General features: G+C 56.8%; 20 protein-coding genes. 4 read left to right on the forward strand and 16 right to left on the reverse strand.

Annotation, left to right across the window (positions count from 1 at the left end):
- The 3 genes from DMP05_RS06290 to DMP05_RS06300 all read left to right on the forward strand — a co-directional run.
- A partial coding sequence (locus DMP05_RS06290; RefSeq protein WP_148039698.1) for a nucleoside hydrolase occupies positions 1–732 on the forward strand: 732 nt, incomplete at its 5' end.
- Between the two features lie 6 nt (positions 733–738).
- Entirely contained in the window at positions 739–2,163 is a 1,425-nt protein-coding gene (gene uriT, locus DMP05_RS06295) for a uridine transporter UriT (RefSeq protein ID WP_123219648.1), read from the forward strand.
- A 395-nt stretch (positions 2,164–2,558) separates the two neighbouring features.
- Positions 2,559–3,458, forward strand: coding sequence for a ribokinase (locus DMP05_RS06300; RefSeq protein WP_123219649.1), 900 nt, complete (start codon positions 2,559–2,561; stop codon positions 3,456–3,458).
- Positions 3,459–3,739: 281 nt separating this feature from the next.
- On the opposite strand, the gene DMP05_RS06305 is transcribed toward DMP05_RS06300, so the two are convergent.
- The 16 genes from DMP05_RS06305 to DMP05_RS09745 form a co-directional block, all read right to left on the reverse strand.
- Positions 3,740–5,893 carry an ATP-dependent helicase gene (locus DMP05_RS06305; RefSeq protein WP_123219699.1) on the reverse strand — a complete coding sequence of 718 codons (2,154 nt, stop codon included), beginning with the start codon at positions 5,891–5,893 and terminating at the stop codon, positions 3,740–3,742.
- 347 nt (positions 5,894–6,240) lie between these two features.
- Complete coding sequence (locus DMP05_RS06310) at positions 6,241–7,299, reverse strand: nucleoid-associated protein (RefSeq protein WP_244595077.1); 1,059 nt, start codon at positions 7,297–7,299, stop codon at positions 6,241–6,243.
- Positions 7,300–7,515: 216 nt separating this feature from the next.
- Positions 7,516–8,202, reverse strand: a complete 687-nt coding sequence (locus DMP05_RS06315; RefSeq protein WP_114615442.1) for a cytochrome b/b6 domain-containing protein — start codon at positions 8,200–8,202, stop codon at positions 7,516–7,518.
- 1 nt (position 8,203) lies between these two features.
- Complete coding sequence (locus tag DMP05_RS06320; protein WP_123219650.1) at positions 8,204–9,862, reverse strand: nickel-dependent hydrogenase large subunit; 1,659 nt, start codon at positions 9,860–9,862, stop codon at positions 8,204–8,206.
- Positions 9,863–11,095 carry a hydrogenase small subunit gene (locus DMP05_RS06325; protein WP_123219651.1) on the reverse strand — a complete coding sequence of 411 codons (1,233 nt, stop codon included), beginning with the start codon at positions 11,093–11,095 and terminating at the stop codon, positions 9,863–9,865.
- Between the two features lie 431 nt (positions 11,096–11,526).
- Positions 11,527–12,411 carry an HhH-GPD family protein gene (locus DMP05_RS06330; RefSeq protein ID WP_123219652.1) on the reverse strand — a complete coding sequence of 295 codons (885 nt, stop codon included), beginning with the start codon at positions 12,409–12,411 and terminating at the stop codon, positions 11,527–11,529.
- Positions 12,408–12,815 carry an RrF2 family transcriptional regulator gene (locus DMP05_RS06335; protein WP_114615446.1) on the reverse strand — a complete coding sequence of 136 codons (408 nt, stop codon included), beginning with the start codon at positions 12,813–12,815 and terminating at the stop codon, positions 12,408–12,410. The genes DMP05_RS06330 and DMP05_RS06335 overlap by 4 nt, the downstream gene beginning before the upstream one ends.
- Positions 12,816–12,817: 2 nt before the next feature.
- Positions 12,818–14,476 carry a hypothetical protein gene (locus DMP05_RS06340; RefSeq protein ID WP_148039699.1) on the reverse strand — a complete coding sequence of 553 codons (1,659 nt, stop codon included), beginning with the start codon at positions 14,474–14,476 and terminating at the stop codon, positions 12,818–12,820.
- A gap of 294 nt (positions 14,477–14,770) precedes the next feature.
- On the reverse strand, positions 14,771–15,571 hold the full coding sequence (locus tag DMP05_RS06345) for an HAD family hydrolase (protein ID WP_123219654.1): 801 nt from the start codon (positions 15,569–15,571) through the stop codon (positions 14,771–14,773).
- An 82-nt stretch (positions 15,572–15,653) separates the two neighbouring features.
- Positions 15,654–17,510: an ABC transporter ATP-binding protein gene (locus DMP05_RS06350; protein WP_123219655.1), complete on the reverse strand. Its 1,857-nt coding sequence runs from the start codon at positions 17,508–17,510 to the stop codon at positions 15,654–15,656.
- Positions 17,507–19,663, reverse strand: coding sequence for an ABC transporter ATP-binding protein (locus DMP05_RS06355; RefSeq protein WP_123219656.1), 2,157 nt, complete (start codon positions 19,661–19,663; stop codon positions 17,507–17,509). The genes DMP05_RS06350 and DMP05_RS06355 overlap by 4 nt, the downstream gene beginning before the upstream one ends.
- On the reverse strand, positions 19,654–20,160 hold the full coding sequence (locus tag DMP05_RS06360; protein WP_123219657.1) for a MarR family winged helix-turn-helix transcriptional regulator: 507 nt from the start codon (positions 20,158–20,160) through the stop codon (positions 19,654–19,656). The genes DMP05_RS06355 and DMP05_RS06360 overlap by 10 nt, the downstream gene beginning before the upstream one ends.
- Before the next feature lie 621 nt (positions 20,161–20,781).
- A complete protein-coding gene (gene tnpA / locus DMP05_RS06365) occupies positions 20,782–21,240 on the reverse strand; it encodes an IS200/IS605 family transposase (protein WP_123219658.1) in 459 nt (152 codons plus the stop codon).
- 362 nt (positions 21,241–21,602) lie between these two features.
- Positions 21,603–21,863, reverse strand: a complete 261-nt coding sequence (locus tag DMP05_RS06370) for a hypothetical protein (protein ID WP_123219659.1) — start codon at positions 21,861–21,863, stop codon at positions 21,603–21,605.
- 20 nt (positions 21,864–21,883) lie between these two features.
- Positions 21,884–23,152 carry a hypothetical protein gene (locus DMP05_RS06375; protein ID WP_123219660.1) on the reverse strand — a complete coding sequence of 423 codons (1,269 nt, stop codon included), beginning with the start codon at positions 23,150–23,152 and terminating at the stop codon, positions 21,884–21,886.
- Between the two features lie 18 nt (positions 23,153–23,170).
- Complete coding sequence (locus DMP05_RS09745; protein WP_148039700.1) at positions 23,171–23,647, reverse strand: hypothetical protein; 477 nt, start codon at positions 23,645–23,647, stop codon at positions 23,171–23,173.
- A gap of 1,147 nt (positions 23,648–24,794) precedes the next feature.
- Here DMP05_RS09745 and DMP05_RS06390 point away from each other — a divergent pair.
- On the forward strand, positions 24,795–25,883 hold the full coding sequence (locus DMP05_RS06390; protein ID WP_123219663.1) for an AAA family ATPase: 1,089 nt from the start codon (positions 24,795–24,797) through the stop codon (positions 25,881–25,883).
- Positions 25,884–25,933: the final 50 nt, after the last annotated feature.

Here is a 25,933-nt window from a genome sequence, read left to right on the forward strand (position 1 = left end):
GCTTTGGATGCCCCAAAAGGAGATAGCGGAGCTGTTTGGCACGACGAAGCAGACAATCAGCTACCACATGTGCCCACCCGCCCGCTCGAGCAGAAGCACGCGGTGAACTACATCGTGGAAACCATTATGGCAAGCGAGCCGGGCACCATCACCTTGGTTCCCACCGGCCCGCTCACCAATATCGCGATGGCCGTGCGTATGGAGCCGCGCATCGTTGAGCGCGTGAAGGAAGTCGTGCTCATGGGCGGCGGCTACCACGTGGGCAACTGGAGTGCCGTGGCCGAGTTCAACATCAAAGTCGACCCCGAAGCCGCTCACATCGTGTTCAACGAGAAGTGGCCGCTCACCATGGTTGGCCTCGACCTCACGCACCAAGCGCTGTGCACGCCCGCCGCGCAAAAGAGGATCGAAGAAGTTGGCACGCCGCTCGCTACGTTCGTCTCGGGCCTCATGGACTTCTTCCGCAAGACCTACCAAGACAACCAAGATTTCGTGGATCCGCCGGTGCACGACCCCTGCACGGTCGCTTATCTCATCGACCCCACGTGCGTGGAAACGCGCCGCTGCCCGCTCGACGTGGAAATCCACAGCGAGCTCACGCTGGGCATGACGGTTGCCGACCTGCGCGGGCCGGAGCCTTCTGCCGAGGAATGCCACACCCAAGTGGCAACGAAGCTCGACTTCGACAAATTCTGGAACCTCGTGACTGACGCTATTGAAAGGATCGGCTAAGTTCGCATGGCCGCTGAATCTACCAAACCCAAAACTCTCGACGAGGGCGGCAAGAACATCGTTGCCCTCATGACCGCACTGCTCGTGGCCATCTTCGCCTTCCAGCTCAACGCTTCTATGCTCTCGCCCGCGCTTGTGGCGATGCAAAACGAGTTGAACACCACCGCCACCGAAATCGGCAACACGCAAACGGTGTTCTTCACGGCCGCCGCGCTGTTCTCGCTGTTCCTTCCCCGCCTGGCCGACATCGTAGGCCGCAAGAAGGTACTCAGCGGCATGCTTCTGATTACCGCCATCGGCTGTATCGTGAGCGCTGCCGCGCAAGATGTGACCATGCTCATGGTGGGCCGCATCATGCAAGGCGTTGCCGGCCCGGTTGTGCCTATGTGCCTTATCATGCTGCACACGCAAGTGACCGAAGAGGCCCGTTATACCAAGCTGATGGCCATCCTGACCTCGGTCAATGGCGGCATCGCAGGCGTTGACGCCATTCTGGGCGGCTGGCTTGCCGGCAACTTCGGCTTCCGCTCGGTATTCATCTGCATGGCCGTCGTTGCCGTGCTCGCCGTGGTGCTCGTGTGGTTCTGCTCGAAGGAAAGCAAGGCCGAAGGCTCGCCGAAAATGGACTGGGCCGGCGTGGTTACGCTCGGCATCGCGTTTCTTTCCGCCTACTTGGCCATCAATGAGATTCAGAAGCTGGCCAAAGCCGACCTCGTGATGGTGGCCGTGCTGGTGGTCGTTGCCGCCGTGTTCTTCGTGGTGTTCTGGAACATCGAAAAGAAGAAAGACGCCCCCATGGTGTCTACCCACTATCTGAAGCAGCGCCGCACGTGGGGCCTGCTGCTTACCACGCTGCTTACCATGACCGGCGTGTTCGCCATCATGAACGGCGTTGTGCCCGCCATCGCGCAAGACGAAGCCTGCGGCGTCGCCATGGGCGCCGACGTGGTGAGCTTCGCCACGCTAACCCCGTATGCACTGCTCGGCCTGTGCTTCGGCCCCGTTGCCGGCATTCTTGCCAGCAAATTCGGCTACCACGCCGTGCTGCGCGCGGGTCTCGTGGTGTCCATTTTGGGCGCGCTGTTCGGCATTTTCGTCGCGCACAACACGAGCATCGCCACGCTTGTCGTGATTTCGGTCGTACTGGGCATTTCCTATGCAGGCACCGCGAACATCATGCTGAACGGCCTGGGCATCGTGCTTTCCCCGAAAGACAATACAGGCTACCTGCCGGGCATGAACGCAGGCGCGTTCAACCTGGGCGCAGGCCTTTCTTTCGCCGTGCTGTACGCCGCTATGGACGCCTACGCCGCGCAGGCGGGCGCCGCCGGCGGTTATGCTGCCGCCATGGTCATGGGCGCCATCCTGCTGGCGCTGGCGCTGGCAACTTCGTTCCTTATTCCGAAGGCCGAGGACGCCGACAACAGCTAGTTTCATTTGCGCCGGCTGCGCGTTCGGTCGCACAGCCGGCGCCTCTGTACGAAGCTGCGCCTTTCCTGGCAGGAATCACCGCGACTAGGTACTCTTGTTGATGGCAGATGTTGCTTCTCGAGGGCTTTCCCGCTAGAAATAGCCCTCGAGAAGCAACATCTGGATGCCATTTTTCAAATTTCGCAAGTTTCAAAAGACCTAATTTTCGCATTTTCTGCCAAAACAGCCCCGGTTTTAAACAAAAAGACCCACTCGCGACTCCCTCGCCAAAAGCAAGCCGCGCTTGGTGTTCCCCGGCGAGCGCATCGAACGCGTTCCAATGCACTCGAATGCATTCGCCAAAGAACACATCCCACCCGACCATCATTCGATTCCACGTAACGCGAAAGATCATCATGAGCAAAGTCATCGTTTTCGGCAGCCTGAACATGGATCTATCCATCGAGAGCGACCACATGCCCAATTTGGGCGAAACCATTATCGGTCGCGGATTCATCACCAACCCCGGCGGCAAGGGCGCAAACCAGGCCGTAGCTGCGGCGAAAATGGGCGCCGCGGTGTGCATGCTGGGTGCCGTGGGCGCTGACGCATTCGGCGATCAGATGATTGCAGGCCTCGCCGAGCACGGCGTGACGTGCGAATACATCACGCGCTCGGAAAGCTGCCCAACAGGCGTGGCCATTATCACACGCGTATGCGGCGACAACTTCATCACCATTGACGCAGGAGCAAACGCAAGCACCCGCATCGATGCAGTGCGACGCGCGCTCGACGAAGTGGCCGAACCGGGCGACGTGTTCTTGGCTCAGCTAGAATGCGACTACGAAACCACCTGGGCCGCGCTTGCCGAAGCGTGCAAACGAGGCCTATACGTGGCAATAAACCCCGCGCCCGCGCACGAGATTCCCGAAGCCGTGCTGCCCTGCCTGGATTTGGTGGTGGTGAACGAGGGCGAATGCGAGATGATGACGGGCATCTACCCCGCCGATGCGACGAGCGCTCGCGCCGCCGCCGACAAACTGAAAGAAAGCGGCGTGGGCTGCGTTGCCATTACGCTGGGAGCGCGCGGATCGATGGTGTTTTGCAGCAATGAAACCATTGAATCGGTGCCGCCGAAGACGCGCGCAATCGATACCACCTGCGCAGGCGACACCTATATCGGTGCGATGGTCGCAGGGTACGCACGTGGCCTGTCGCTCGCCGACTCAGTAGCGCTCGCCACGAAAGCAAGCGCCATGGCCACCACGAAGGTAGGCGCCCAGCAATCCATCCCCACGCTCGCCGAGGTCGAGTAACTCAGGGCCTCAGTAAGCGAAACCTGTTAAATGCTCGTAGCGTTTAACAGGTTTTCGCGGGCCTAATGATCCCGAGATTGAGATTGGCCCCAAGGCACCCGGCCGCCTCAAGCACCTTGCGCCTGAGGCGGAATCAACTTCAGCCGCATCCAACAGTGCCGAAGCACAACCATCGAACATGGTGATGCCGAATTCACCAGGCAGAAACCCATACACCACGCCTAAGAAAACGCGTTACATGCTACGAGTATTAGCGCGTTCACAATAGACGGAAAGTATCGCTATGCTTTTTCCAGCTTCACGCGGAAGCTGATGGCGCGGGTGGTATCGAGCCCATCGAAGCGCACGATGTAGGCGCGCTTTTGCATGTCGATTTCCTCGACAATGCCTTCGCCGAACACGGCATGGCGCACGCGGCTGCCCTGGCGGAATCGCACATCGGTACTCATGCCGGCAATCCACTGGTCGTTGGCCGCATACGCGGCGCGTGCAGCCTCGAGCGCGGTTTGATCGGGCTTGTGGGAAAACATCAGGCACTCAGGGTCGATATCGAGCAGAAACCGCGACGGATAGCGCGGCGTGCCCTTGTGCGTGAAACCTTCGGCCTCGGTAAGATACAGGCCATCTTCGGCGCGCGTCATAGCAACGAACGCGAGCCTGCGTTCTTCCTCCATTTGCTCGCGCGTTCGCGTTTTCTTCGAGGGCAGCACGCCTTCGCTCATCGAACACAAAAACACATGCTTGAACTCCAAGCCCTTCGCCGCATGAATCGTCATGAGCTTCACCTTATCGGCTGCGCCATCCATCGCGTCGGCATTGGTAAGCAGCGCCACATGCGACAGATAATGCTCGAGCGTCACTTCCTCGCCGCATGTAGTTTCGAACTCATAGATGCTCTGTTTGAGCTCAGCCACATTATCGAGCCGCTCTTGGCTTCCCTCGGTGCGCAGCATGCGATCGTAGCCGCTCTCGTTAAGCACGGCCGCCATAACATCGCTTACCGCACGCCCCTCGAACTGCCCGCGGAATCGCTCGACGAGCGCCAGAAGCTGCTTTGCCTTGGTGCGTTTGAAAATCTCATCGTCGATGGTTTGCTCGAGCGCCTCGTACAGCGTGCACTCATGCTCATCGGCCCACTCGCGCAGAAATGCCATGCGTCGCTGGCCCATGTTGCGTTTCGGCACATTCGCCACGCGCGCAAACGATAAATCATCTTGATACGCCACGAACCGCAAATAGCTCAGTGCGTCTTTCACTTCGCGGCGACCAAAGAACGGAACTCCAGAATACAGTGTATAGGGAACTTTGGCCTGCATTAATGCTTCTTCTACCGCCCGCGATGCATAATGCGCGCGATACAGCACCGCCATGTCGCGATACGCCACCCCCGCCTCATGCAGCTTCTGGGCGCCTTCCGCAATCCACGCCGCTTCTTCTTCGGGCGATTTCGCATGGTACCACACCGTGGGGCCATGAACGTCGCGCTGCGCCTCGAGCCGTTTGGGAATGCGCTGTTTGTTCTTCTCGATGAGCGAATTCGCCACACCGAGCACTTCAGGCGTGCTGCGATAATTCTCGGTCATAAGAATGGTCTTGCAACCCTCGTGAGCATCGGCGAAATCGAGCAGGTACCGAACGTCGGCGCCACGCCACGTATAAATCGTTTGATCAGGGTCGCCCACGACGAACAGGTTGCGATGGTATTCAACAAGCTTTTCCATGAGCGCGATTTGCAGCGCGTCGATATCTTGAAACTCGTCGATCATGACGTACTCAAGGCGCTGTTGCCACTTCAGCGCGATATCGGGGAAATGGTCGAAAATATGCAGCGTGATAATGATGAGGTCGTTGTAATCGAGTCCAAAGCATTTTTTCTGCTGATACAAATAACCGTAGAAAATGATGTCGTCAACTTTGCGTGCATCAAGGTATTTCTGCTTGAGCTCCGCCAGCGGAAGCGAGATAAGATCGATGTAATAATCGGGGCGCTCTATCGTTTTCAAAATCTCGATCATATCGCGCGCCTTGCTGAAGGTTTTCTCGCGCAGGGTGATTTTGCGCTCATCGTAAATCACCTGCAGCATCGCATCGATATCGGCATTGTCGAGCACCAGAAAGCTTTGCGGATACCCCACGGCATGCGAATCTTCCTGCAGCACCGAAACGCAGAAGCTATGGAACGTGCAAATGTAGCCCGTATCGTTATCGCCCGTCACGCGACGAATGCGCTGGCGCATTTCGTTGGCCGCCTTATTGCTGAACGTAACGCACAAAATATTGCCCGGCAGAATGCCCAGGTCGTTGACCAAGTACGCGAACCGATGCGTGAGCGCGCGCGTTTTGCCCGTACCCGCACCCGCGATCACGCGAACGAAGCCCTCAGTCGTGGTAACGGCTTCGAGCTGCGCAGCGTTCAGCTGAGGCTCCTCAGACATCGCAAGCCCCGTAGCTTTTTGTATGTTTGTGAAATATGTTTGCTCGTTTTCCATGCGGAACAGTATAGCAAAAGCGAACAGGTGTTCCTATATAAAAGTTAATGTGCCTGGCGAAACATGCGCTTCCGCTTCGGTCAAGTCCTGCTCGCGACGAAGGCGCCACTGGCGCCTTCTGCTCGTGCGGAATCTATCGGAAACGCACGTCTCGCCAGGCACACCACATCAAATCGATGCCTTGGCCGGCTGACCAAAGCGCTTTCGGTACGCAAGCCGCAGCTCGAACCCGAAACGCGTCGCAAGATCACCGCGCAGCATCGAGCCAACACCTTAATCATCGGGCCAAAGTATTACCTGTTCTCAATGTTTCCGATATTCTTCAGCTCGATCGAAATCATGCCGTTCGGCATGCTTACAAATTCGATGAAATCGGGGTTGTGAGAGTACTCCGTAGGGAAAGTGATTTCGATGCCCGTATCGGTACGAATTTTGTGGTTGCGAGCCAAACGCTGCGCCGCCTTCTTCTCCATAGGTACCTTGTCGGGCAAGTTTTCGGCTGCGACCGCTTCTTCAAAACGCTTCTGCATAGGCTCGTCATCGAATACTTCTTCGGCCATGTCCCACGGCGCAAGATACGCCGAATCGTCGGCGTTTTCGTTCACGTAAGCCTTTGCCTTCGAAGCCGCTACAGCCGTGTTCGCGCCGAATTCCTGTGCGACTTCCTCAACGATACGCGTCACTGTGTCGACGACTTCCTTGCTCGACGCTTCACTTGAGCATTGCAGCAAACCCTCGGGCAAAAGCAAACGCTTCTCACCCGAAATCTCGCGTTCCTTGTCACAGAACAGCACTTCGAGCGTTTTGCTTTCCACGAGCGCGTAGCTCGAAAGCTTCTGCGAAGGATTCGGCAAAATGGCGTGATGGCGCGCGATGTCGACGCGCGTGCCGAGTTCTCCCCCGCCCACTTCATGCATGAATGCAGGACGGCTATTCAGCAAAGCCACAACAAAGTAGCGCTTGCCCTGCGCCTCATATGCGGCTTCCTGATCTTCCTCACGCGTATCAGTTGAAACCTTGGGTGCATCATCTTCAAAATCGGCCACGAGCACGTCGCAGCTTTCAGGCGATTCCATATGGCTCAACTCTTCGGCGATAAACTGAGCGCACTGGCGCGATAGGCTCACGAAATCGACCTGATTGGCGAAATAATCGCGCACCTCGCCCTCAAACGATGAGCCGGGCTCAAATTCGCCACGGCGATTTTCCACGCTCGAAAGCGCTTTTCGGCACGTCTTGCCCACATACGACTTCACCTTGCGATCGGAAAGATCGAGCTCCTCTTCGGAAAACACGTTCACGCACGACTCGAAGTCGCACACATGAAGAATCGCATGGTTCACACGCAGCATACGCACCCACTTTCAAACGCCAATAAACACAGCATTCCATGGTAGCGAACTCCAGCAAACGCGCGGCCCATTCCCCGAGAAAACCTAAGAACGCGCCCCGGCCAAAAACCTGTTAAATGCTACGAGCATTTAACAGGTTTGGGCAAAAAAGAAGAGCCCGCGATTTCTCGCGAGCCCTTCTGTAAGAAGCAGGTGCTTCAGGCGAACTACCAAGGCTTAGTGAGCCAGGTCGTCCTTGCCGGAAATGTTGTGCTTCTCGATGTCGTAGGTCAAACCACCGTGCTCTTTGCCGAAGAACATGAGCATGGAGGGTGCAAGGCCTTCAATGTTTGCCAAGTAAGCATGCAACAGCGTGAAGGCGATGAACACGAACATCATGAAGTAGTGGATGATGCGCACGCTCATAGCGCCACCGAGACCATTAATAGCGGCCTCGAACAGCGGCATGTTCGCGCAGGGCGGCCACAGGCAAAGACCGGTGAAGAACATGAAGATGATCAACACAGGAATGCACAGGTAGCTGATCTTCTGCGGAACGCCAAGCTTAGCGGACAGCGGGTGATCCTTCTTGAGGAACAGGTAGTACTTAATCCACTGCGGGCCCTGGTGAAGGTTGTCGGCCTGAGGCAGCCACGTTTTGTAGTCAGGAACCACTTCGCGGGTGCCAGCGGTCGGGGCGCTCTTCACGATGAAGGCAAGCACAACACGCAGCAGGCAGTTGATGAAAAGCACGAAGCCAAAGGCAATGTGCAGGCCACGGGCAATGCCCATGAACTCAGGCCAGTACGGGAAGTGAATCGCAAAACCGGTGACGATAAGAATCACCATGGAAACGAGGTTCACCCAGTGAGTGAAGCGGAACGGAGCCGGATGGGCCTCACGGTAGTGTGCGAGATGTGCCATCTTACTTCACCCCCCACGGGCTGGTTACGGTCTCGAACTTCTTGCCGGTCTTCGGCTCGACGATATGCACAGCGCAAGCGGTGCAGGGGTCGAAGCTGTGAACGGTACGCAGCGCGTTGATCGGCTTCTCCACATCGGCAACGGGCACGCCGATGAGAGCCTGCTCCAACGGGCCATAGTTGCCCTTCGGGTCGTGCGGAGAGAGGTTCCACGTGGACGGAATGATGATCTGGTAATCGGTGATCTTGCCGCCCTTGACCTTCTCGGAATGGTAGAGAGCGCCACGCGGGGCCTCCCAGAACGCGGTGCCTTCGCCGTCGCTCTTCTCGGGAGCGCGGAAGTACTCAGAGTCGCCGCTCTTGATAGCTTCGCACAACTCGTTGACCCATTCCTTCATCAGGGTAGCGATATAGAGGGTCTCAACCTGGCGGGCAGCCGTACGACCGAGCGTATTCTGCAGAACAGAAAGGTCGCCAGCCTGAGCGCCCAAGGCCACGAGCATCTCGTCGACGTGCTGCTTGACGAACGGAACGCCACGCTTATAAGCGACGAGCACACGAGCGAACGAGCCGGTCTCGAGAGACTTGCCATCGTAGAGCGGGCACTTGTCCCAGGTGTAGCGATCGTTGACGTCGTACTCAGTAAATGCGGGCTTGGTGTCCTGCTCGAACGGCGGCAGGTCGGCGTCGCCCTCGTACCAAGAGTGGCCAACGTACTCGGTGATCTTCGACTCGTCGGGGTCGGAGATGTTGAAGTTCTCGTCAAGAACGCCAGCAGGCAGATAGCGGTTGCGCATGCGATCGGCGTAGGAAGTGCCCTCGTCGAACGGGCTCTCGAACACGCCCCAAGCAGCATAGCGGCCAATGCCCTTGCCGAACGTGGTGGCCTCGGGATAGAACTTCGCAATGGCCAGCGTGTCGGGAATCATGGTATCGGCGACCCACTGATACACCTCGTCGACGAGGCCCTTCAGGTCGTCAAGCTTCTCGGCGGTGGGAACGAATGCCGTGCCGCCAGGAACGATGGTCATGATGTGAGGCATCTTGCCACCGAGCAGCGCCGCGATCTCGGAAGCCTTCGACTGCATCTGCAGGGCTTCCAGATAATGAGCGGTGAGGATAAGGTCGGCCTCGGGAGTCATGTTGTACTCGCCGGTGTCGAACCAGTTGCCGCTGAAGATGGAGAGCTGGCCGTTGTCGGCGAACTTCTTCAAGCGATCCTGCAGGCCAACGAAGTCGGCAGACGGGGTGCCCAGCTCAGCCGCCAAGTCGTAGGCGTCAGCCGCATCGGCGCCAAGGGCGTTCAACGGGTTCACGTAGTCAAGGCCGGCCAGGTTGTACAGCCACAGAATGTTGCTGTGCAGGAACTGCGCGCCCTCAATGAGGTTGCGAATGATGCGGGCGTTGTTGGGAATGGTAATACCCAAAGCCTGCTCAGCCGCGATGGAAGCGGAATGCATGTGCGAAACGGGGCACACGCCGCAGATGCGCTGCACGATGTAAGCGGCATCTTCGGGGGTACGGTCGCGCACGACGAGCTCCATGCCACGGAAGCAGCCGCCGGAAATCCAAGCGTCGGTAACGACGCCGTCGGTAACCTCCATCTCGGCGCGAAGGTGACCCTCGATACGGGTAATGGGATCGATAACGGAACGCGTCATTTACTCGTCGCCTCCTTTCTTGGCGTCAGATTTCGGGGCGTCGTCATACACGCCGATGGACTTTTCGGGATGCTTAGCGTCCCAAGCGCGCTTCTTCTCGAACTCGGCGCCGTTCGGCACGCGGCCGGCGGCCTTCATGCCGAAGCCATGGATGACCAGGGCGACAGCTTCGATGCCGAGAACGGCAGCGGCAATGGTGCCAGGCTGGAACTTGAAGTCGCCGATGTTCAGATCGCGATGACGCTTGAAGAACGGAGTGTTGACCTCGATCCAGTTCTGGCCCGGGTTGTTCGGGTTGGCTTCGCAGCAGCCGATGCAGGGAGCGCCGGCTTCAACGCACCAAGAACGACGGTGGTTATAGCGAACAACGCCGCAGTTGGCCTTGGTTTGCGGACCACGGCAGCCCAGCGGGTACAGGCAGTAGCCCTTAGCCTCTTCGGGAGAACCGAACTGGTAAACGAATTCGCCGTTCTCGAAGTGGCCACGACGCTGGCAATTGTCGTGAATGGTCTGGCCGAAAATCTGCGTGGGCTTGTTCTCGGCGTTGAGCTCGGGCAGCTCGCCCAGCAGCAGGTACTGGATGAGCACCGCGCAGAGCCACTCGGGGTTCGGCGGGCAGCCCGGGATGTTGATGATGGGCACGTTGATGCCCTGCTCCTTGAGGAACGCCTGCACGCCCGTCGCGTTAGACGCGTTGGGAGCGGCAGCCATCCAGCCGCCATTGACGGCGCAAGAGCCGAGCGCGACAACCGCGGTCGCCTTTTCGGCGGCCTCGATCAGGTGCTCATTGCCGGTTTTGCCAGCAACGCGAAGCGCATTGCCGTTCCAACCGTTGAGCACAGCGCCTTCATACACCAAAATGTAGTTGCCGGCTTCGATGGTCTGCTCCTTGGCCTTTTCCATCGAATGGCCCGCAGCAGCGGACAGGGTCTCGCTGTAGTTGAGCGAAATGAGCTCGAGCACGACGGCGGCAGCGTCGGGAGCGTCGATCTGAGCGAAAGCCTCGGTGCAACCCGTGCAAGAAGCGCCCTCGATCCAGATGACCGGGTACAGGTCGCCCTGGCTTGCGCCGATAACCGACTCTTCCAGAGCCTGGGCCACGCGCGGAGCGGCGGCTTCACCCAAGCCAGCCATAATCGCGAGCGTGCCACACAGTTTCATGAAGCTACGACGCGAAACACCGCGCGCTTCGAGCATTCCCTGAAACTCTGAGGCAGTGGACTGTTTGTCCATTCGTACACCTCCTATTAGATGCATGGTGGAATCACTGACGGCTATGCATTATGGCGCAAATGATGCATGCAAGGTGGCAAAACCCGCCAACGGTAGCCTGTTGTGAAGACAATGCGGGAAATGGCACAACTATGTTACGCCGTCGCCGAATCGTAACATGAATGTTGACCCTGGGTATCTTTTTTTCGCCCAAATGGGGCGTTTCTGTCCGTCGTGTTCCCTTATAAGGTATCGCTGAACTGGGAATAACCTTTTTATAGTGAGGGTATACTTCTAATTATTTGGACACTTTTTAATATTTGTGGCTTGCGGAATTAAGGCAGGCTCAAAAAGTGACTAACAGGATATCCCCTAAAGCGGGGTACTTACAAATTAAGTACGACGGCCGCGCGAATCTGTCCTATTCACCGTAATGCATAAGCTTGAAAACACTACGCAAGCCACCCGTCGCCTTCGCGATGGAAGAAGCCTTCGCGCGCAAGATCGGCCATAATGGATTCGAATTCGTCGCCCTCTACCCCATCGCGGCCCGACTTACGCTCCTCGACATTCAATCGACGCAGCAATTCAGCCGAGGAAAGCCCCGGCGCGGCCATAACTTCGCGCACAAGCCATGCGCGCTTTTGGCGGCGCGAGCCTTCAAATTTGCTTTGCCGCGTATAGGCCGCAGCCCTGCGAGTCGGGTTTTTGTGGTCTTTCTTCAAACGGGCGCCCACATCGAGCAACGCGTAATACCAGCCTCGTACATCTTCGGCGGGGCATGCGCGCTCCACAAGCGGGCGCAGCTCCTTGTCGGTCACGCGTTCGGCATCGCGGAAGAAGCAGTGAATGAACACCGCGCGCACGTTCGTCTCGAGATACAGGCAGGGAACATCGCGCGAGAACGCCGTGATACCCGCCGCGGTGGCATCACCAATGCCGGGAAGCTTCACGAGCTTATCGACGCCTTCGGGCATACGCCCAGCGTATTCCGTGGAACATATATCGGCAGCGCGCTTCAATGCGAGCGCGCGGCGGTTGTAGCCCAAGCCCTGCCACTCCTCAACCACATCGGCCGAGCTCGCCGACGCGAGCGCATCAACCGTGGGAAAATGGCGCAAGAACCGCTCCCACCGGGAAAGCACACGCGACACCTGCGTTTGCTGCAGCATAGCTTCAGAAATCCAAATGGCATATGCGTCGCGCGTATTACGCCAGGGAAGGTCGCGATAGAGCGCCTGCCCCGCCTCGCGCACCCACGCTTGGAATTCCGCGATGTCGGCATCGCTGGGCTCACTCGTAAAAAGGGGCGCCTCAAGCGCCCCTTCAATGATCATCGAACCTCTCCTGAAAACAGTTTTTCGAGCGTGATCGATTCGAAATAGTCTTGCATAAGCCTATCGGCATGCTTCCAAATGCCGTGATACTCGCAACCGCCGCAACGTTCGCAATACTCCGGGTCGGCCGAGCACGGCGACATATTCATGGGCCCCTGAAGCGCAGTGAGCACATCGAGCACCGTGGTTGTCGCGGGATCGCACGCGAGTGTAAGGCCGCCCTTCGCGCCGCGCACAGTTTTCAAAAGCCCCGCATGCACCAAATCGTGCTGAATGGAGCGGGCGAACGCGTAAGGAATGCTTTCAGCGTCGGCCACATCGGACACCGACACATACGCGTCTTTATTCGCATACGCCGCACGAATGATGCGGCAGGCGTAATCGGTTCGGCGAGTAAGTTCCACGGCTATTCAACACTTTCGTCATCGTCACCAAGCGCGTCGTAGCGCCGGCTTTCGGCTTCGGCTTCTTCTTCGAAATCGCATTCGATATCTGCAATCTGCTTGCGGAAATCAGCGATCACGGCGTCTTCGAGCGCACGGTACTCGGTGGAATCGAGCGGCTGGAAGTTCGAAATGTGTTCGAACATGAGCTCCTGCGTGATGGGCTTATAGCAGCGCGCCTTCAGACCTGCGCGGTAAGCGTCTTCCACGGCCTCGCGGGCAGCGGTCACGATATCGGTGCGCGAAAGGTTGCGCGACATCTTCGTGAGCGTCGCCATGTCGAGCGATTGCACCGACGGATGCTCGGACGCAATAGTTTCCCAAATCTGACGGCGCTCAAGCTCATCGGGCAAATAAATGTCGACCACGCTCATGGGTTCCATAAGGTCGTACAAATATCCTTGGTCAGGAGCTTCGCCTCCCACGGAAGCAAGCACGTAGATGTTCGGGTTCTCGACAGCCGCGGTAACAAGCGCAACGGCTTCGCGCGCGGCACGCGACATGCTCGCGAACATCGCGCCCTCGCCCTCGGTGGAGCTGGCGGCGTCGATGAGCGGCGCGCCCCACATGTCGATGTCTTCAAGCACGAGCACGCTCGGAGCCTCAAGCGCAACGCGACCAAGCATGCGCGGCTGGTTTTTCGCCGACACCGTGACGCACAGCATGGGCACGCCCATGGGGCCCTGTTGCATTTGAATGCGCATAGCGGGAAGGCCGAGCTCGCCCACCACGGCCTGCATGAATGTGTTCGCGTCTTCGCGCGACGACGTGCGGAACACGACCGAGCCAACGGCGGAAAGGCCGTCGAGGCCGTGCTGTTCGCGCAACGTGTCCACGAGCGCACGGTATTCCTCATCGTCTTCAACGCCCAACCCGAGCGAGCGAGCGTCTTCGATAATGCTGTCGAAGCCCACCAAATCGGAATAGCGCAGCATGGGCACGGCCTTCGAAGGCGCAGCCTTGTGCACATCGGCCGAAGCGGTCGTCGGGCGCGGCTCGTCGGAATCGTCGGCAGAATCGGCGCCAGTATCGCCCGGAATATGCATCGACATGATGGGCGAAATGCCCGTAATATGCGCGTTTTGGCCGATTTCCTCGGAAATCATGTCAGCCACGCCTTCCAGATCGGCACGCGAAATGCCGAATTCGGAAAGCTTGTCGAGCGCCAAATTCTGCAGGCGCTTGGCGTATTCAGGCGCCTCGTCGGTGGACAGGTGCGGCTCAAGTTTGTCGAAAATGTATTCGGCGAGCGAGCGCTCCTTCATATCGCACGCAATGCCCCACGCCCTGCGCAGCGCCGCGATGGCCGAATCGTTCGCGACTGGCGAACGCTTGCATGCTTCCTCATAAGCCGTAAGGAACAGATGCATGGCGAGCTCACGGTCGCCCGCTTCCGCCGCCGCCTGGGCGCGCTCGAGGTAATCGTTACGTGCGATGAAATCAGCCGCCAAAGCCTCGCCATGCACAATGGCGGTGCCATGATCAGAATATTCGTCACGTTCGAAAGAGGCGTTGTCCTCTGCAGACGAGCTGCATTCAGCGCAATCGCCCTGAGGCCGATGGGCTTGATCGGGCTCTTGATTGTTGGCGATATTCGCCTCGTCGTTGTTCTGGTTGAGCACTTCGCCCACCCCCTTCAATGAATTAAACGACAATACTACAAAGGTAAGTGTAACCAAGCACCTAGCGATGTGCAAAAATTTCACGAAACGTTACTTAGAAAGAAACAGTTCCACAAATATGGAATGGGTAACGGGCGCCTCGTTTGCAGATGCGTCCGCTCGAACAGCTCGATTGAAGGCCCAAACCCCCGAGGATGTGTGATGGGCATGCACGGGGAGCTCGACGCCATAGCGAGCGGCGGGCAAACGCGAACGCCCCGTCGAAATCGCGAGCCCGGATGCCTCGTTCGCGCGCTATTTCTCGGCCTTGCAATTCCAATCGAGCGCATGCCAATCGTTTTCCCTGGCGGTGCGCGAAAGCGTGGAATCGGGCGTGACGGCGAACGCGTCGGCGGCGCGGCTCAGCATGGGGATGTCGGAATGGTGATCGCCAAACGCGCATGAAAGCTCCCAGTTGCCTACGCCGTATTTCTCGTTGGCCCATTTCGTGATAGCGCGCACCTTCGCTTCACCCTCGACGCACTCGCCGTCAACCCGGCGAGTGTAATTGCCGTTGGCGTCGACTTCCATTTCAGTGCACAGGCTCACATCGAACGGCTCGAATTCCTGGGCTCGGCGCACGATGGGCCCAAACGTTGCCGACACGATGACGACCTCAACGCCCGCATCGCGCAGCGCGTTCATGGCCGCACGCGCCTTGGGGCGAAAACGCTTCTGGCCAGCGATAACCTTGTCGTAAAAATCACGCAGGTATTCGTCGACCTGCTCTTTAGGGCCACCCTCGAACGCGGTGAACACCTGGCCGCGAACCCATGCCTCGCTTTGCGGAAGACGCAGCTTGTAGGCAGCGCCCCACGCGCCCACCTTTGCCAAAACGCGCTTGCGCAGCAAATCATCGCCGCGCAAATAGCGCACGAGCAATACGGGCGAATTGCCCTGGATGGACGTTCCGTCGAAATCGAACGCGGCAATGGCGTGCTTGCCCGTTGCCTTCGCACGTCGAGCCGCTGCTGCTGCCGCCGCCACGACCTCATCGTCAACCGCGCACGATTCCCCCGCAATGCCCGTCTGTGCCTCGCGCAGCTTCTTTTCCATACAGAAATTCGCCCCTCATGTGTGCCGGGCAATCGCCCGACTGGCACGGGGCGCACCTTTCGAGGGCGCGCCCCAATAATGGTTATTCAGCAAACTGTGAGTTATAGAGTTTAGCATAGGCCCCATTCGCCGCAAGTAGCTCCGCATGAGTTCCTTGTTCCACAATGTCACCTTTTTGCAAAACGAGAATTAAATCGGCATTGCGAATGGTCGACAAGCGATGAGCGATGACGAACGACGTGCGCCCGCGCATGAGGTTATCCATGGCCGCCTGGATGCGCCCCTCGGTGCGCGTGTCGACCGAGCTTGTTGCCTCGTCCAAAATGAGCATACGACGATTAGCCAAAATAGCTCGGGCGATAGTGAGCAGCTGGCGCTGGCCTTGGCTGATATTGCTCGCATCCTCGTTGATCACCGTGTCGTAGCCTTCAGGCAGCGTGCGAATGAAATGATCGGCGAATGCGGCTTTCGCGGCGGCCTCGACTTCGGCATCGGTTGCATCGAGTCGACCGTAGCGAATGTTCTCGCGCACGGTGGCGTTATACAGCCAGGTATCTTGCAGCACCATGCCGAATTGCGAGCGCACGTCTTCGCGCGAGAATTCGCGCACATCGTGGCCGCCGATGCGAATGGCGCCGCCATCCACATCGTAGAAGCGCATAAGCAACTTCACCATGGTGGTCTTGCCTGCTCCCGTGGGACCGACAAGCGCCACGGTTTGTCCCTCGCCCACGCGCGCCGAGAAATCGCTGATCACCGGATGCTCGGGGTCGTAGCCAAAGCGCACATGGTCGAACTCCACGTCGCTTGAAACATCGGCGGCCTGCGCCTTCGGCTGCTCGGACGCTTCTTCAGGAGCTTCAAGGAATTCGAAAATGCGTTCCGCCGCCGCGGCCATTTGCTGCAGCACGTTGGCGACCTGAGCGAGCTGCGTGATAGGCTGCGTGAAGTTTTTCACATATTGAATAAACGCCTGAATATCGCCCACCGTGATTCGACCCTGCACGGCAAAAACCGCGCCCGCAATAGCCACAGCCACATATCCCAAATTGCTCACGAAGCTCATGACGGGCATCATGAGACCCGAAAGAAACTGAGAGCGCCACGCCGATTGATAGAGCGCCTCATTCGTTTCGCGGAAAGCGGCGAATGCCGCGTCTTCCTTGTTGAACGCGCGCACGATGGCTTGGCCCGAGAACGTTTCCTCAATTTGGCCGTTGATTTCACCGAGCTTCTTCTGCTGAGCGCGGAAGTACCTCTGGCTGCGCTTCACGACGACTTTCACCAAAATGAGCGACAGTGGAATCACAAGCAGCGCGATAAGCGTCATCTCAACATTGATGGACAGCATCATAACAAGCACGCCGATCATGGTAGTGGCGCTCGTGATGAGCTGCGTCACGCCTTGGTTCAGGCTTTGCCCCAGCGTATCGACATCGTTGGTGATGCGCGAAAGCACGTCGCCGGTGCTCGTGCGCTCAAAATAGCCCACGGGAAGGCGATCAATTTTCTCGGCGATTTGGCGGCGCAGACCATAGCACGTGCGCTGCGAGACCGAGGTCATCATCCAGCCTTGTACGAACGAGCACGCCGCGCTCACGCAATACAACGCCAGCGTGGCGAGCAGAATGGCGCCAACTGCGTCGAAATCGATGCCGCCAGTGCCGCCGATTTTGGCGACGATGCCGTCGAACAGCTCGGTGGTCGCTTGCGAAAGCACCTTCGGGCCCACGATATTGAAGGCGGCCGACGCCATGGCGAACACGATGGCCGCAATGAAAGCTACTTTGAATTGCCCCATGAAGCGCACGAGTTTGCCAATAGTGCCCTTGAAGTCTTGTGCCTTTTCTCCGGGCATCATGCGACCCATGGGGCCACGCCCGCCGCGGCGGCGCGGCGATGCCGCCTTCAGCTTTGCCATTTCCTCCTGCTGGCTCATTGCGCATCACCTCCTTCCAGCTCTTCTTCCGATAGCTGCGAAAGCGCGATTTCGCGATACGGTTCACAGGCGTCCATGAGTTCGGCATGCGTGCCGCAACCCACGACGCGCCCCTCGTCGAGCACAACGATTTGGTCGGCATGAAGCACCGTGGAAATGCGCTGAGCCACGATGATCTGAGTTTTGCCGCCAAGCTGTTCGGCGAGCGCATGGCGCAGCGCGGCGTCGGTTTTGTAGTCGAGCGCGCTGAAGCTGTCGTCAAACAAAAACGCGCGAGCATCGGTGGCAAGCGCGCGGGCGATAGCCAAGCGCTGGCGCTGGCCGCCCGAAACGTTCGTGCCGCCTTGGGAAATTTCGGTTTTGAAGCCCTCGTCCATGTCGTCCACAAAATCGGCCTGGGCGATTTCCGCCGCAGCGCGCACGCGTTCGGCATTCAGCTCGTCGGCAGCGTAGTCGACGTTTTCTTCAACCGTGCCGCTGAACAGGAAGGCCTTTTGCGGAACGTAGCCCAATTGGCCGCGCAGCGCATGCAGCGACAGGTCGCGAATATCGATGCCGTCGATGGTAATGGAGCCTTCCGACACGTCAGCGAAACGCTCCACGAGTTTAATCACCGTAGACTTGCCCGAACCGGTCGAGCCGATGATGGCCGTGGTTTGACCAGGCTTCGCGGTGAAGTCGACATGCTCGAGCACGCAATCTTGCGAGCCAGGATATCTGAAGCTCACGTCGTTGAAAGCGATTTCGGCACCACCCGTGCGCGCGGCGAGTTCGTCGTCGCGACACACTACAGTCGAAGGGTCGGCGATCGAGCTTTCCGTCTTAAGCACCTCATCGATGCGCTGGGCGGCAACATCGGCACGCGGCAGCATGATAGAAAGCATGCCGATCATAAGAAAGCCCATGATAATAACCATGGAATAGGTGATGAACGCGATGAGGTCGCCCGTTTGCAACGTGCCCGCATCAACCGCGTGGCCGCCGAACCAAATGATGGCAACCGACACCAAATTCATGATGAGCATCATGAGCGGCATCATGAACGTCATGACGCGGTTCGTGAACAGCTGCGTTTTCATGAGGCGCAGGTTTGCTTCGTCGAAACGCTCTTCCTCATGGGCCTCGCGGCCGAACGCGCGCACCACGGGGATGCCCGTAAGAATCTCACGCGACACGAGGTTCACGCGGTCGATGAGCTTCTGCATGATTTTGAACTTCGGCATTGCCACTTTCATGAGGAACAGCATCACCACGGCGATGGCAAGCACGGCCGCCACGATAATCCAGCCCATAGAGAGGTTTGTGCGGGCAATCATGATGATGCCGCCGATAGCCAAAATGGGAGCGTAAAGAATCATGCGCAGCATCATGACCGACACCATTTGCACTTGCTGCACGTCATTGGTGCCACGCGTGATAAGCGAGGCGGCCGAGAAGCTTTGGATTTCAGCGTCCGAAAACGACAACACGCGCTCGAACAGGCGGCTTCGCAAGCTGGCGCCGATTTTCGCCGCCGTGCGGCTCGCGATGAAGCCCACGATTACGGCGATGACCATGCCGAGCGCGGCGAGGCCGAGCATCTTGCCGCCCGTGGTGAGCAGGTAATTCATCTGCATGGCGTTCAGATCGTAACCGAGCTGTTCATATTCGGCCTTGGCGGCGGCAATCGCCTGCTGGCCCACGATGGAATCGGCCATGTCGCCCATCTGCGACTTCACTTCATCGAGCATGGTTTGAACGTCGGGCTTCTGCACCATGCCGGCATCGTAAGCGACTTTCAGCTGGTCGAGGTCCATGCCGGTTTGATCGGCGTAATGCACTGCAACAAGCGGCATAGACATGGCATCGTCGAGTTCCGCGCGATGCTCGCGGCCGAAGTCGGTGAGTTCGTAGGTGCCATCGGAGCGTTGGAAGTAGGAATCGGCAAACAGGCTTTCGTTCTGCTCGGTTTCCATAATGGCGACCAAGTCGTGCGTGCGCTCGGTGAGCGCATCGGTCGACGCATGCTCGACGCCCGATTGCTGAATACCCACGTCAACGATATCGGATGTATAATTCGGCAACGATAAATCACAAAATGCTTGAACCGCGAGCAGTACCACGACGATCACTACCGCGATTTTATGATTCGCGAAATTCTTGATTAGGCGCATGGCTCGCCACCTTCCTTTTCGCAGCGAGGGGCGTTGCTGACGGCGGCATCCTTCCAGGGATGCGACTCTTCGAACTCGAGCATGCGGTTCACGATACGCACGAATTCGCGAGCATCCTCTTCGCCCAAGAATTCGAGCATATGCATGAAACGCTCGTCATGCAGGCGACGGCCCTCGTTTTCGAACTCGTGACCCGCATCGGTCAGGGAAATCGCGACGGAGCGAGAATCGCCCTCGCCGCGCTTGCGCACGATGAGGCCTTTTTCCTCAAGCGACTTGAGCGTTTGCGAAACCGCGCCCGGCGTCGCATGAGTGCACGCGGCAAGCATGCCGGGGCGCACGGTCTCGCCACGGGCTTCCATCATGGAAAGCATCATGAGCGTGTTGATTTCGCCACGCGTGATCCCCGGTGGCAACGGAGGTGTCGAGCGGCGTTGGCGCATGCGCTGCATCGTTTCAAACATTTCGGTGCGCAACGCTTCCAAAGATTCGCTCATATCAGCTCCTTTCGAAACTCGGATTGTTTAGTTCCTAAATATTTAGCTACTAAACAATATCGAACCTAAAAGGAATTTCAAGCGCTGTTACCTATATGTAGTCATTCGCTGAAAATGATTCATATTTTCGAGTCAAGTGCTACGCCGCAATTACCACGCCACGCAAGAGCGTCATTTTCCGAATAGCCACGAGCCACACCGAGATCAAGGCGACGTGTAGCGATTGGAATCGTAACGGCGTGCGGCTGCCGAGCCCCAAGAGCCTGCGAAAATGCGAGAATGAAGCCAAACGCCCAGAAGCCATGGGGCACAGCGAAAAGAGGCGCGTCGTTTGGAACCCACCTGTTGAAGACGCGTTAGCGTTCAAACAGCATTCGCTTCGAGCGACATGTGGCCCAAGTGGCATGACACACTTTTGTCCTATAGGCTCCACGCTTCGCGCATATCACGCTAACGTCGATTGTCACAACACCTCGGAGAATCAAGACCACCCGCATAGCGGGTGGTTTGCTCTTAGGGTATAACCTTTGGATGCCGGCCAGCGCCTCAAGGCGCCGGCCCTCACTTCGTTCAGGCCCAATAGCGTTTTGACCCGTGTCGCCGGTAGAAACCGGCCGGCAGTCACTTCCCGCCGAACGGGTCCTCGTACTCCTTCACGCTCAACTTGTCCTCGGCGATGTCCCGGGATTCCTGCTCCCGGATGTATTTCGCGATCGTCGCCTCGTTGAGCCCGACGGTCGACACGTAGTAGCCCTGCGCCCAGAGCTTCCTGTTGCCGAATTTGTGCTTCAGGTTGGCATGCCTGTCGAATATCATCAGCGAGCTCTTGCCCTTCAGATACCCCATGACGCTCGCGACGCTGTACTTCGGGGGTATCGCGGCCAGCATATGCACGTGGTCGGGCATCAGGTGGCCCTCGATTATCTCGATCCCCTTGTATTCGCAGAGCTTCCTCAGTATCTCGCCGATGTCGGCCCTTATTTGGTTGTAGATGATTTTGCGCCTATACTTCGGCGTGAACACGATGTGGTACTTGCACATCCACTTCGTGTGCGCCAGGCTGCACGCTTTCTGCGCCATGGCCTTCACACCCTTTCGTCTCGAAATCTTGACGGCCTGAACAATCGTCAATATCGAGCGAAAGGGTGGCTTTGTAAAGCGGATTGTCGTCCGCCCGCATAGCGGGCGGTTTCCTTGGCGCGGCTACGCGCGCGCCAGACTAAAGTCTTTAATGGAATGCCTCATTAAGTTCTTCTTCGCGCCCCCCTTCTAATCATGTTTTGGGTATCAATACGGGATTGCTTGAACTCAGAAGAGGCAACAGTTCCATTATGCATTCCCACAAGAACATAGATAATTACAAACGGTGCTGCGATGGCATTCAGTATTAGGATAGCGGCCAATATACCGTCCATGTTTATCCCCGCCTACCGAGAGTAAGGCTATATCCATCCGAAAAGCGCATTGGACGCAGCGTCCATCATGCCCATCAACCACACCATTACAGGCCCAGCGAACGCGCCAAGCCGGTAATGAAGAAACGGGTTAATATGCCATATGAACAGAAAGCCGATCGCGCCGAAAATCAATAGAATCAAAGCAAGCGCAAACCATCCTACGCCAGCGAATATTTCCTTAGTTCTGCTCTTCGTGTCAAGCGACTTGCCGTTTTCTGCTTCGTTCTTCTCCGTATCTGGATTCAATGTTGAACCTCTTTTCGCACTTATTGAACAACCTCAATCTGGCTCGGTGATTCGACTTCAATATTGCATGCCCCGTTGTAGACGTATATCTCGCCAGTCACGCAAATGGTCTTGCCCTCATATAAGGCTTTTGGTGATGGAGTGAACTTAGACCTGTTCTCTCCCCATATGACTGCGGTAACCCTGCTTGCATCGGGGTAAGATGCCCCAATGTCCATAAAGGTAGGTGCGCCGTTTGCTCCGCTCTCATAGTCCACGTCTATCACCTTGCCGTAAACGGTCACGGTTTCTCCAATGTGGGAACTTGCGTCTTTCCAAGAAATCGCTCCATCGGGGATGCTGCTTGTAGACGACTTCTTAGCATTTGCGTCTGGAGCTGTCGTGGACGAACCACTCTTTGAAGATTCGGCCGCATCAATACGCGGAGGCAGAAGCGAATTCTCGAAAACGGCATTGCCTTCGCCGCCCAGCTTTATTGTCTTGTAGTAATCAGTGACCCAATCGCCGAAGACATCTGCATTTGCGTCGTTGTAATCGAGCATGACGGTGTACTTGTTTGCACCCGATACGAAATGAAGATTGACCTCATGGGAATCTCCAAAATCCATACTGGTGTCTAAGACCATGTCTATTCCGTCTGCGCTAACCAATTGCAGATTGGGATAGCCCTTGTCTTGCAGCGTTCGCAGGATGGTTTCGGCGGTTTGACCCTCGGCTGGGTCTGAAAAAACCGTGAGGTACATGTCTGTTGTGGGCAAATAAATCATTGTGTACGCACTTACGTTAGGCTCTTGCAGCGACATCTTCAAAGGAGCCTCCATCGAGAAGCCATCGAATTGAACGCGCGTAAGCTCGTCCTCTTCTGCAACTTTCTCGAACACAAAGCGCATCCCATCGCCAGATGCGGAAGTCATCAGCTTGCCGTCTGATGGTTCTAGCCTGAATGCGACCTGATCATATAGATTGAAAAGAACATCGCCTTTATTCACAGACCACTTATATTCGGTTATTTCTCTTCGGCAATCAGTGCTGATCGCCCATTCGTCAGAGTTGATGGCTATAACGGCTGTGGCCATTGTTACGTAGCTTCCATCCTCTATGAGCTGTTCGGAGCTAACATTCTTACCGTCGTATTCGACACCCGAACATTTCCATATGCCCTCGTAGACAATGGAGCTACTTGAGGCATCTCGATTCCCGCAACCCGTGAGGACAAGAGAAGCAGATAGCAATAAAAACAACGCAATGATCGCCGTGATAAAGCATCTTGTCCTGCTGACATTAGACATATCTATCCCTTGCTATGTTTATCGCTTTGTAAAGGTCGCCCATCTAGAAGAGCCCTCCATTGCTGGAAGCTTAATCTCGGTTTCCGAAATGACTTCGCCAGGCATGGCACTCTTTGTGCCGTCGGGGTCGGTTCCAATCATTCGGAGCTGGTTGCCTTTGCGTTCGTAGTCGCGCCACACGCCAGTGTTCGCCTCGGTCGATACCCTGAATTGGTTGTCCTTGAACTCGACGCAGGCTTCCATCCCGTTCACGTAATTCGGGCAGTAATACTTTCCCGATACGGGTATTTCGACATCGGCTTCGGAACTCGCGCTTTGCGAAGAGCTGGATGTAGCGGTAGCCGAACTGGAAGATGAAGAGCTTTTAGAGCTGGAACACGCCGAAAGTGTAAGACACAACGATGCAGCTAGCATAAACGCTACAGCTGTTTTCAGGATGTGCACGCGTCTCGATTCGTTTCCATTGCTATGACCTGCGATACGCAGCTTGTCCATGACCCCTCCTTGCACTGGCTCCGTTTGCCAAGCCGGGATGATTTCAGGCCACGAACAGTTCCAACGACCATGAAAGAGGGCATCCCGCCTAACAGTCGCCAAACTGACCTAGAGCTACAGAACTCCAGAAGGGTACAAGATGCCCTCCTGCATACGTTCTGTAGCTATATGAGGCCTTTGCTCACGCAGAGGCTTTGTCAGTTTGGCGGTGTCTATTATAAAGGCTACGTGTGAAGAATGGGTGCTTGATGCTTATTGTGACGGCGCGTCTATGCCAAACGGTTTGTGAGCCAGCAGGGCAACGCCGCCATATCGCAACGGTCGTTCGTTAAGAGAAGGGTCGTTTGTCCAACGCAATTCGCGGACAGCTTCTTGCAGTTCCTCCGTGTTAGCCAAGGTTTCTTTTTCTGCATCCTCAACGCTTTCCCTGCGGACGACCGCTTTGAGATTAGTGAACTTGTTGGTGTGTTTGGCGCTGCACGTGTTCTTGGGATGGCCGCCCGTTTCGCCTCTGCGCCTGTCAACCACTTTGCCGCACACAGGGCAAAGGCCAGGAAGTTGCTTGTCGTTAGCTCAACAATCGTTTGCCAAAGCTCATCTACGCGAGACTTAGGCCGAAACTTCGGCTTTCCGTCAAACGTCCCCACATAGATGCTTGAAGTATGCGCGTTCGCTATGACTTGTCCAAGAAGCTTGTATGGCATTAGCGCATCGAAGTTGTCGGAGTTGCCGCTCCTGTCCAATAACTCCAAGCGCACAATCGCATGCATTTCGAAGATGACATAATCGCCGCCACCAATCCGCTCAACACTCAATGAGGGGACGAGAAACCCATTAGAGCCAAGCACGCTGTCATATTCATCGGGAACTTGAAAGTTGCCTTGACCGATATAGAAGCATTGTTCCATGTACGGAAGAACAGCCTAAATCTCTAGGGCTACATCATCATTACCATAGGCTCGCTCACGCGTAAGGATTTGGCTTTTGCCCGTGAACCTGCACACATCCTGCCAGCTCGCTAAACCTATTCCGTAGGCGATAAGAGAACAGGCGCGGTACATGTTCTCGCTCTGTACCATTGCAAGCCGCCCAACCTCATATTCTGGGGTTTGCGGAAGTTGGCCGCACATGTAAGGTGGTAGCCGCAATGCTTAACACGATAATTTCAAGCCAAGACAACAACGGCGCGGAAACCCCGCTTACGCAACTGCCAATCGTCGAAGCAATCACGGAAGAGGCGAAGCTGCCAGAGCTTCCTAACGAGCTTATCGAAGGTGTCATCAGGCGCGGAAGCAAGCTGCTCGTCACTGGTGCGTCGAAATCTGGGAAGTCTTTCTTGTTCATCGAGCTTGCGTTGGCCGTGGCAACTGGCGGCAAGTGGTGCGGCACGCAATGCGCCAAAGGGCGCGTGCTGTACGTGAACCTAGAGATTCAGGAGCCGCAGTTCATGCGCCGCGTCTATGAAGTAATGGAGAAGCCTGGCATGGTTGGCAACAGCATACCGAGAAACTTCCACATCGCAAACCTGCGGGGAAAGTTCTCCGACATCAAATCCCTTGTGAATGCCATCTTAGAATTGCTCGACGCGCGGACATACGACCTCATACTCATCGACCCAACATACAAGGTACAGTCGGGGTCGGAGAACAGCGCGGATGCCATCACGGCCTTTTGCAAAGAACTTGACAGGCTCGTTGAAGGACATGGCTGCACCGTTGCCTACACACACCATCACAGCAAAGGAAGCCAAGGCAACAAGAACGCCGAAGACCGCGCCTCTGGCTCTGGCGTGTTCGCCCGCGATGCCGACACGATAATCGACATGGTGCAGCTTTCATCCGATGAGGAAGCTGCACATTCGAAGTTCGCAATCATGCACCCGACAGCAGTGCCGTTCCGTCTGGAGTTCATCCTACGAGACTTCCAGAAGAAGCCCCCAGTCAAAATCTGGTTCGCACATCCGCTGCATGTAGTGGATGAAGACGGGGAGCTGAAAAGATGCAATCCAAGAAAAGCTGGCAGCAACAGCAACGCTATAAAAGCCAAGAGGGAAGCCTTGGAAAAGCTGGAAGGAAAGCTCGATCGGTTCATGGGCAGTCACACCGAGATAGATCGTAAAGACTTCCTTGCAGCACATCCTATGAAAAGGGAGACCTTCAACAAGCGCATCAAGAAAAGCGAGCGCTTCGAGGTTGAAAGCGGAAACCACACGTGCAAGGTAAGGCGCATAGGTTAGAAGAAGTTGTATGCAGCTTACGGGGGTACCCTCCCCTATAAGGTGTCTAG

The sequence above is a fragment of the Slackia isoflavoniconvertens genome (genome assembly GCF_003725955.1).
Classification (GTDB): domain Bacteria; phylum Actinomycetota; class Coriobacteriia; order Coriobacteriales; family Eggerthellaceae; genus Slackia; species Slackia isoflavoniconvertens.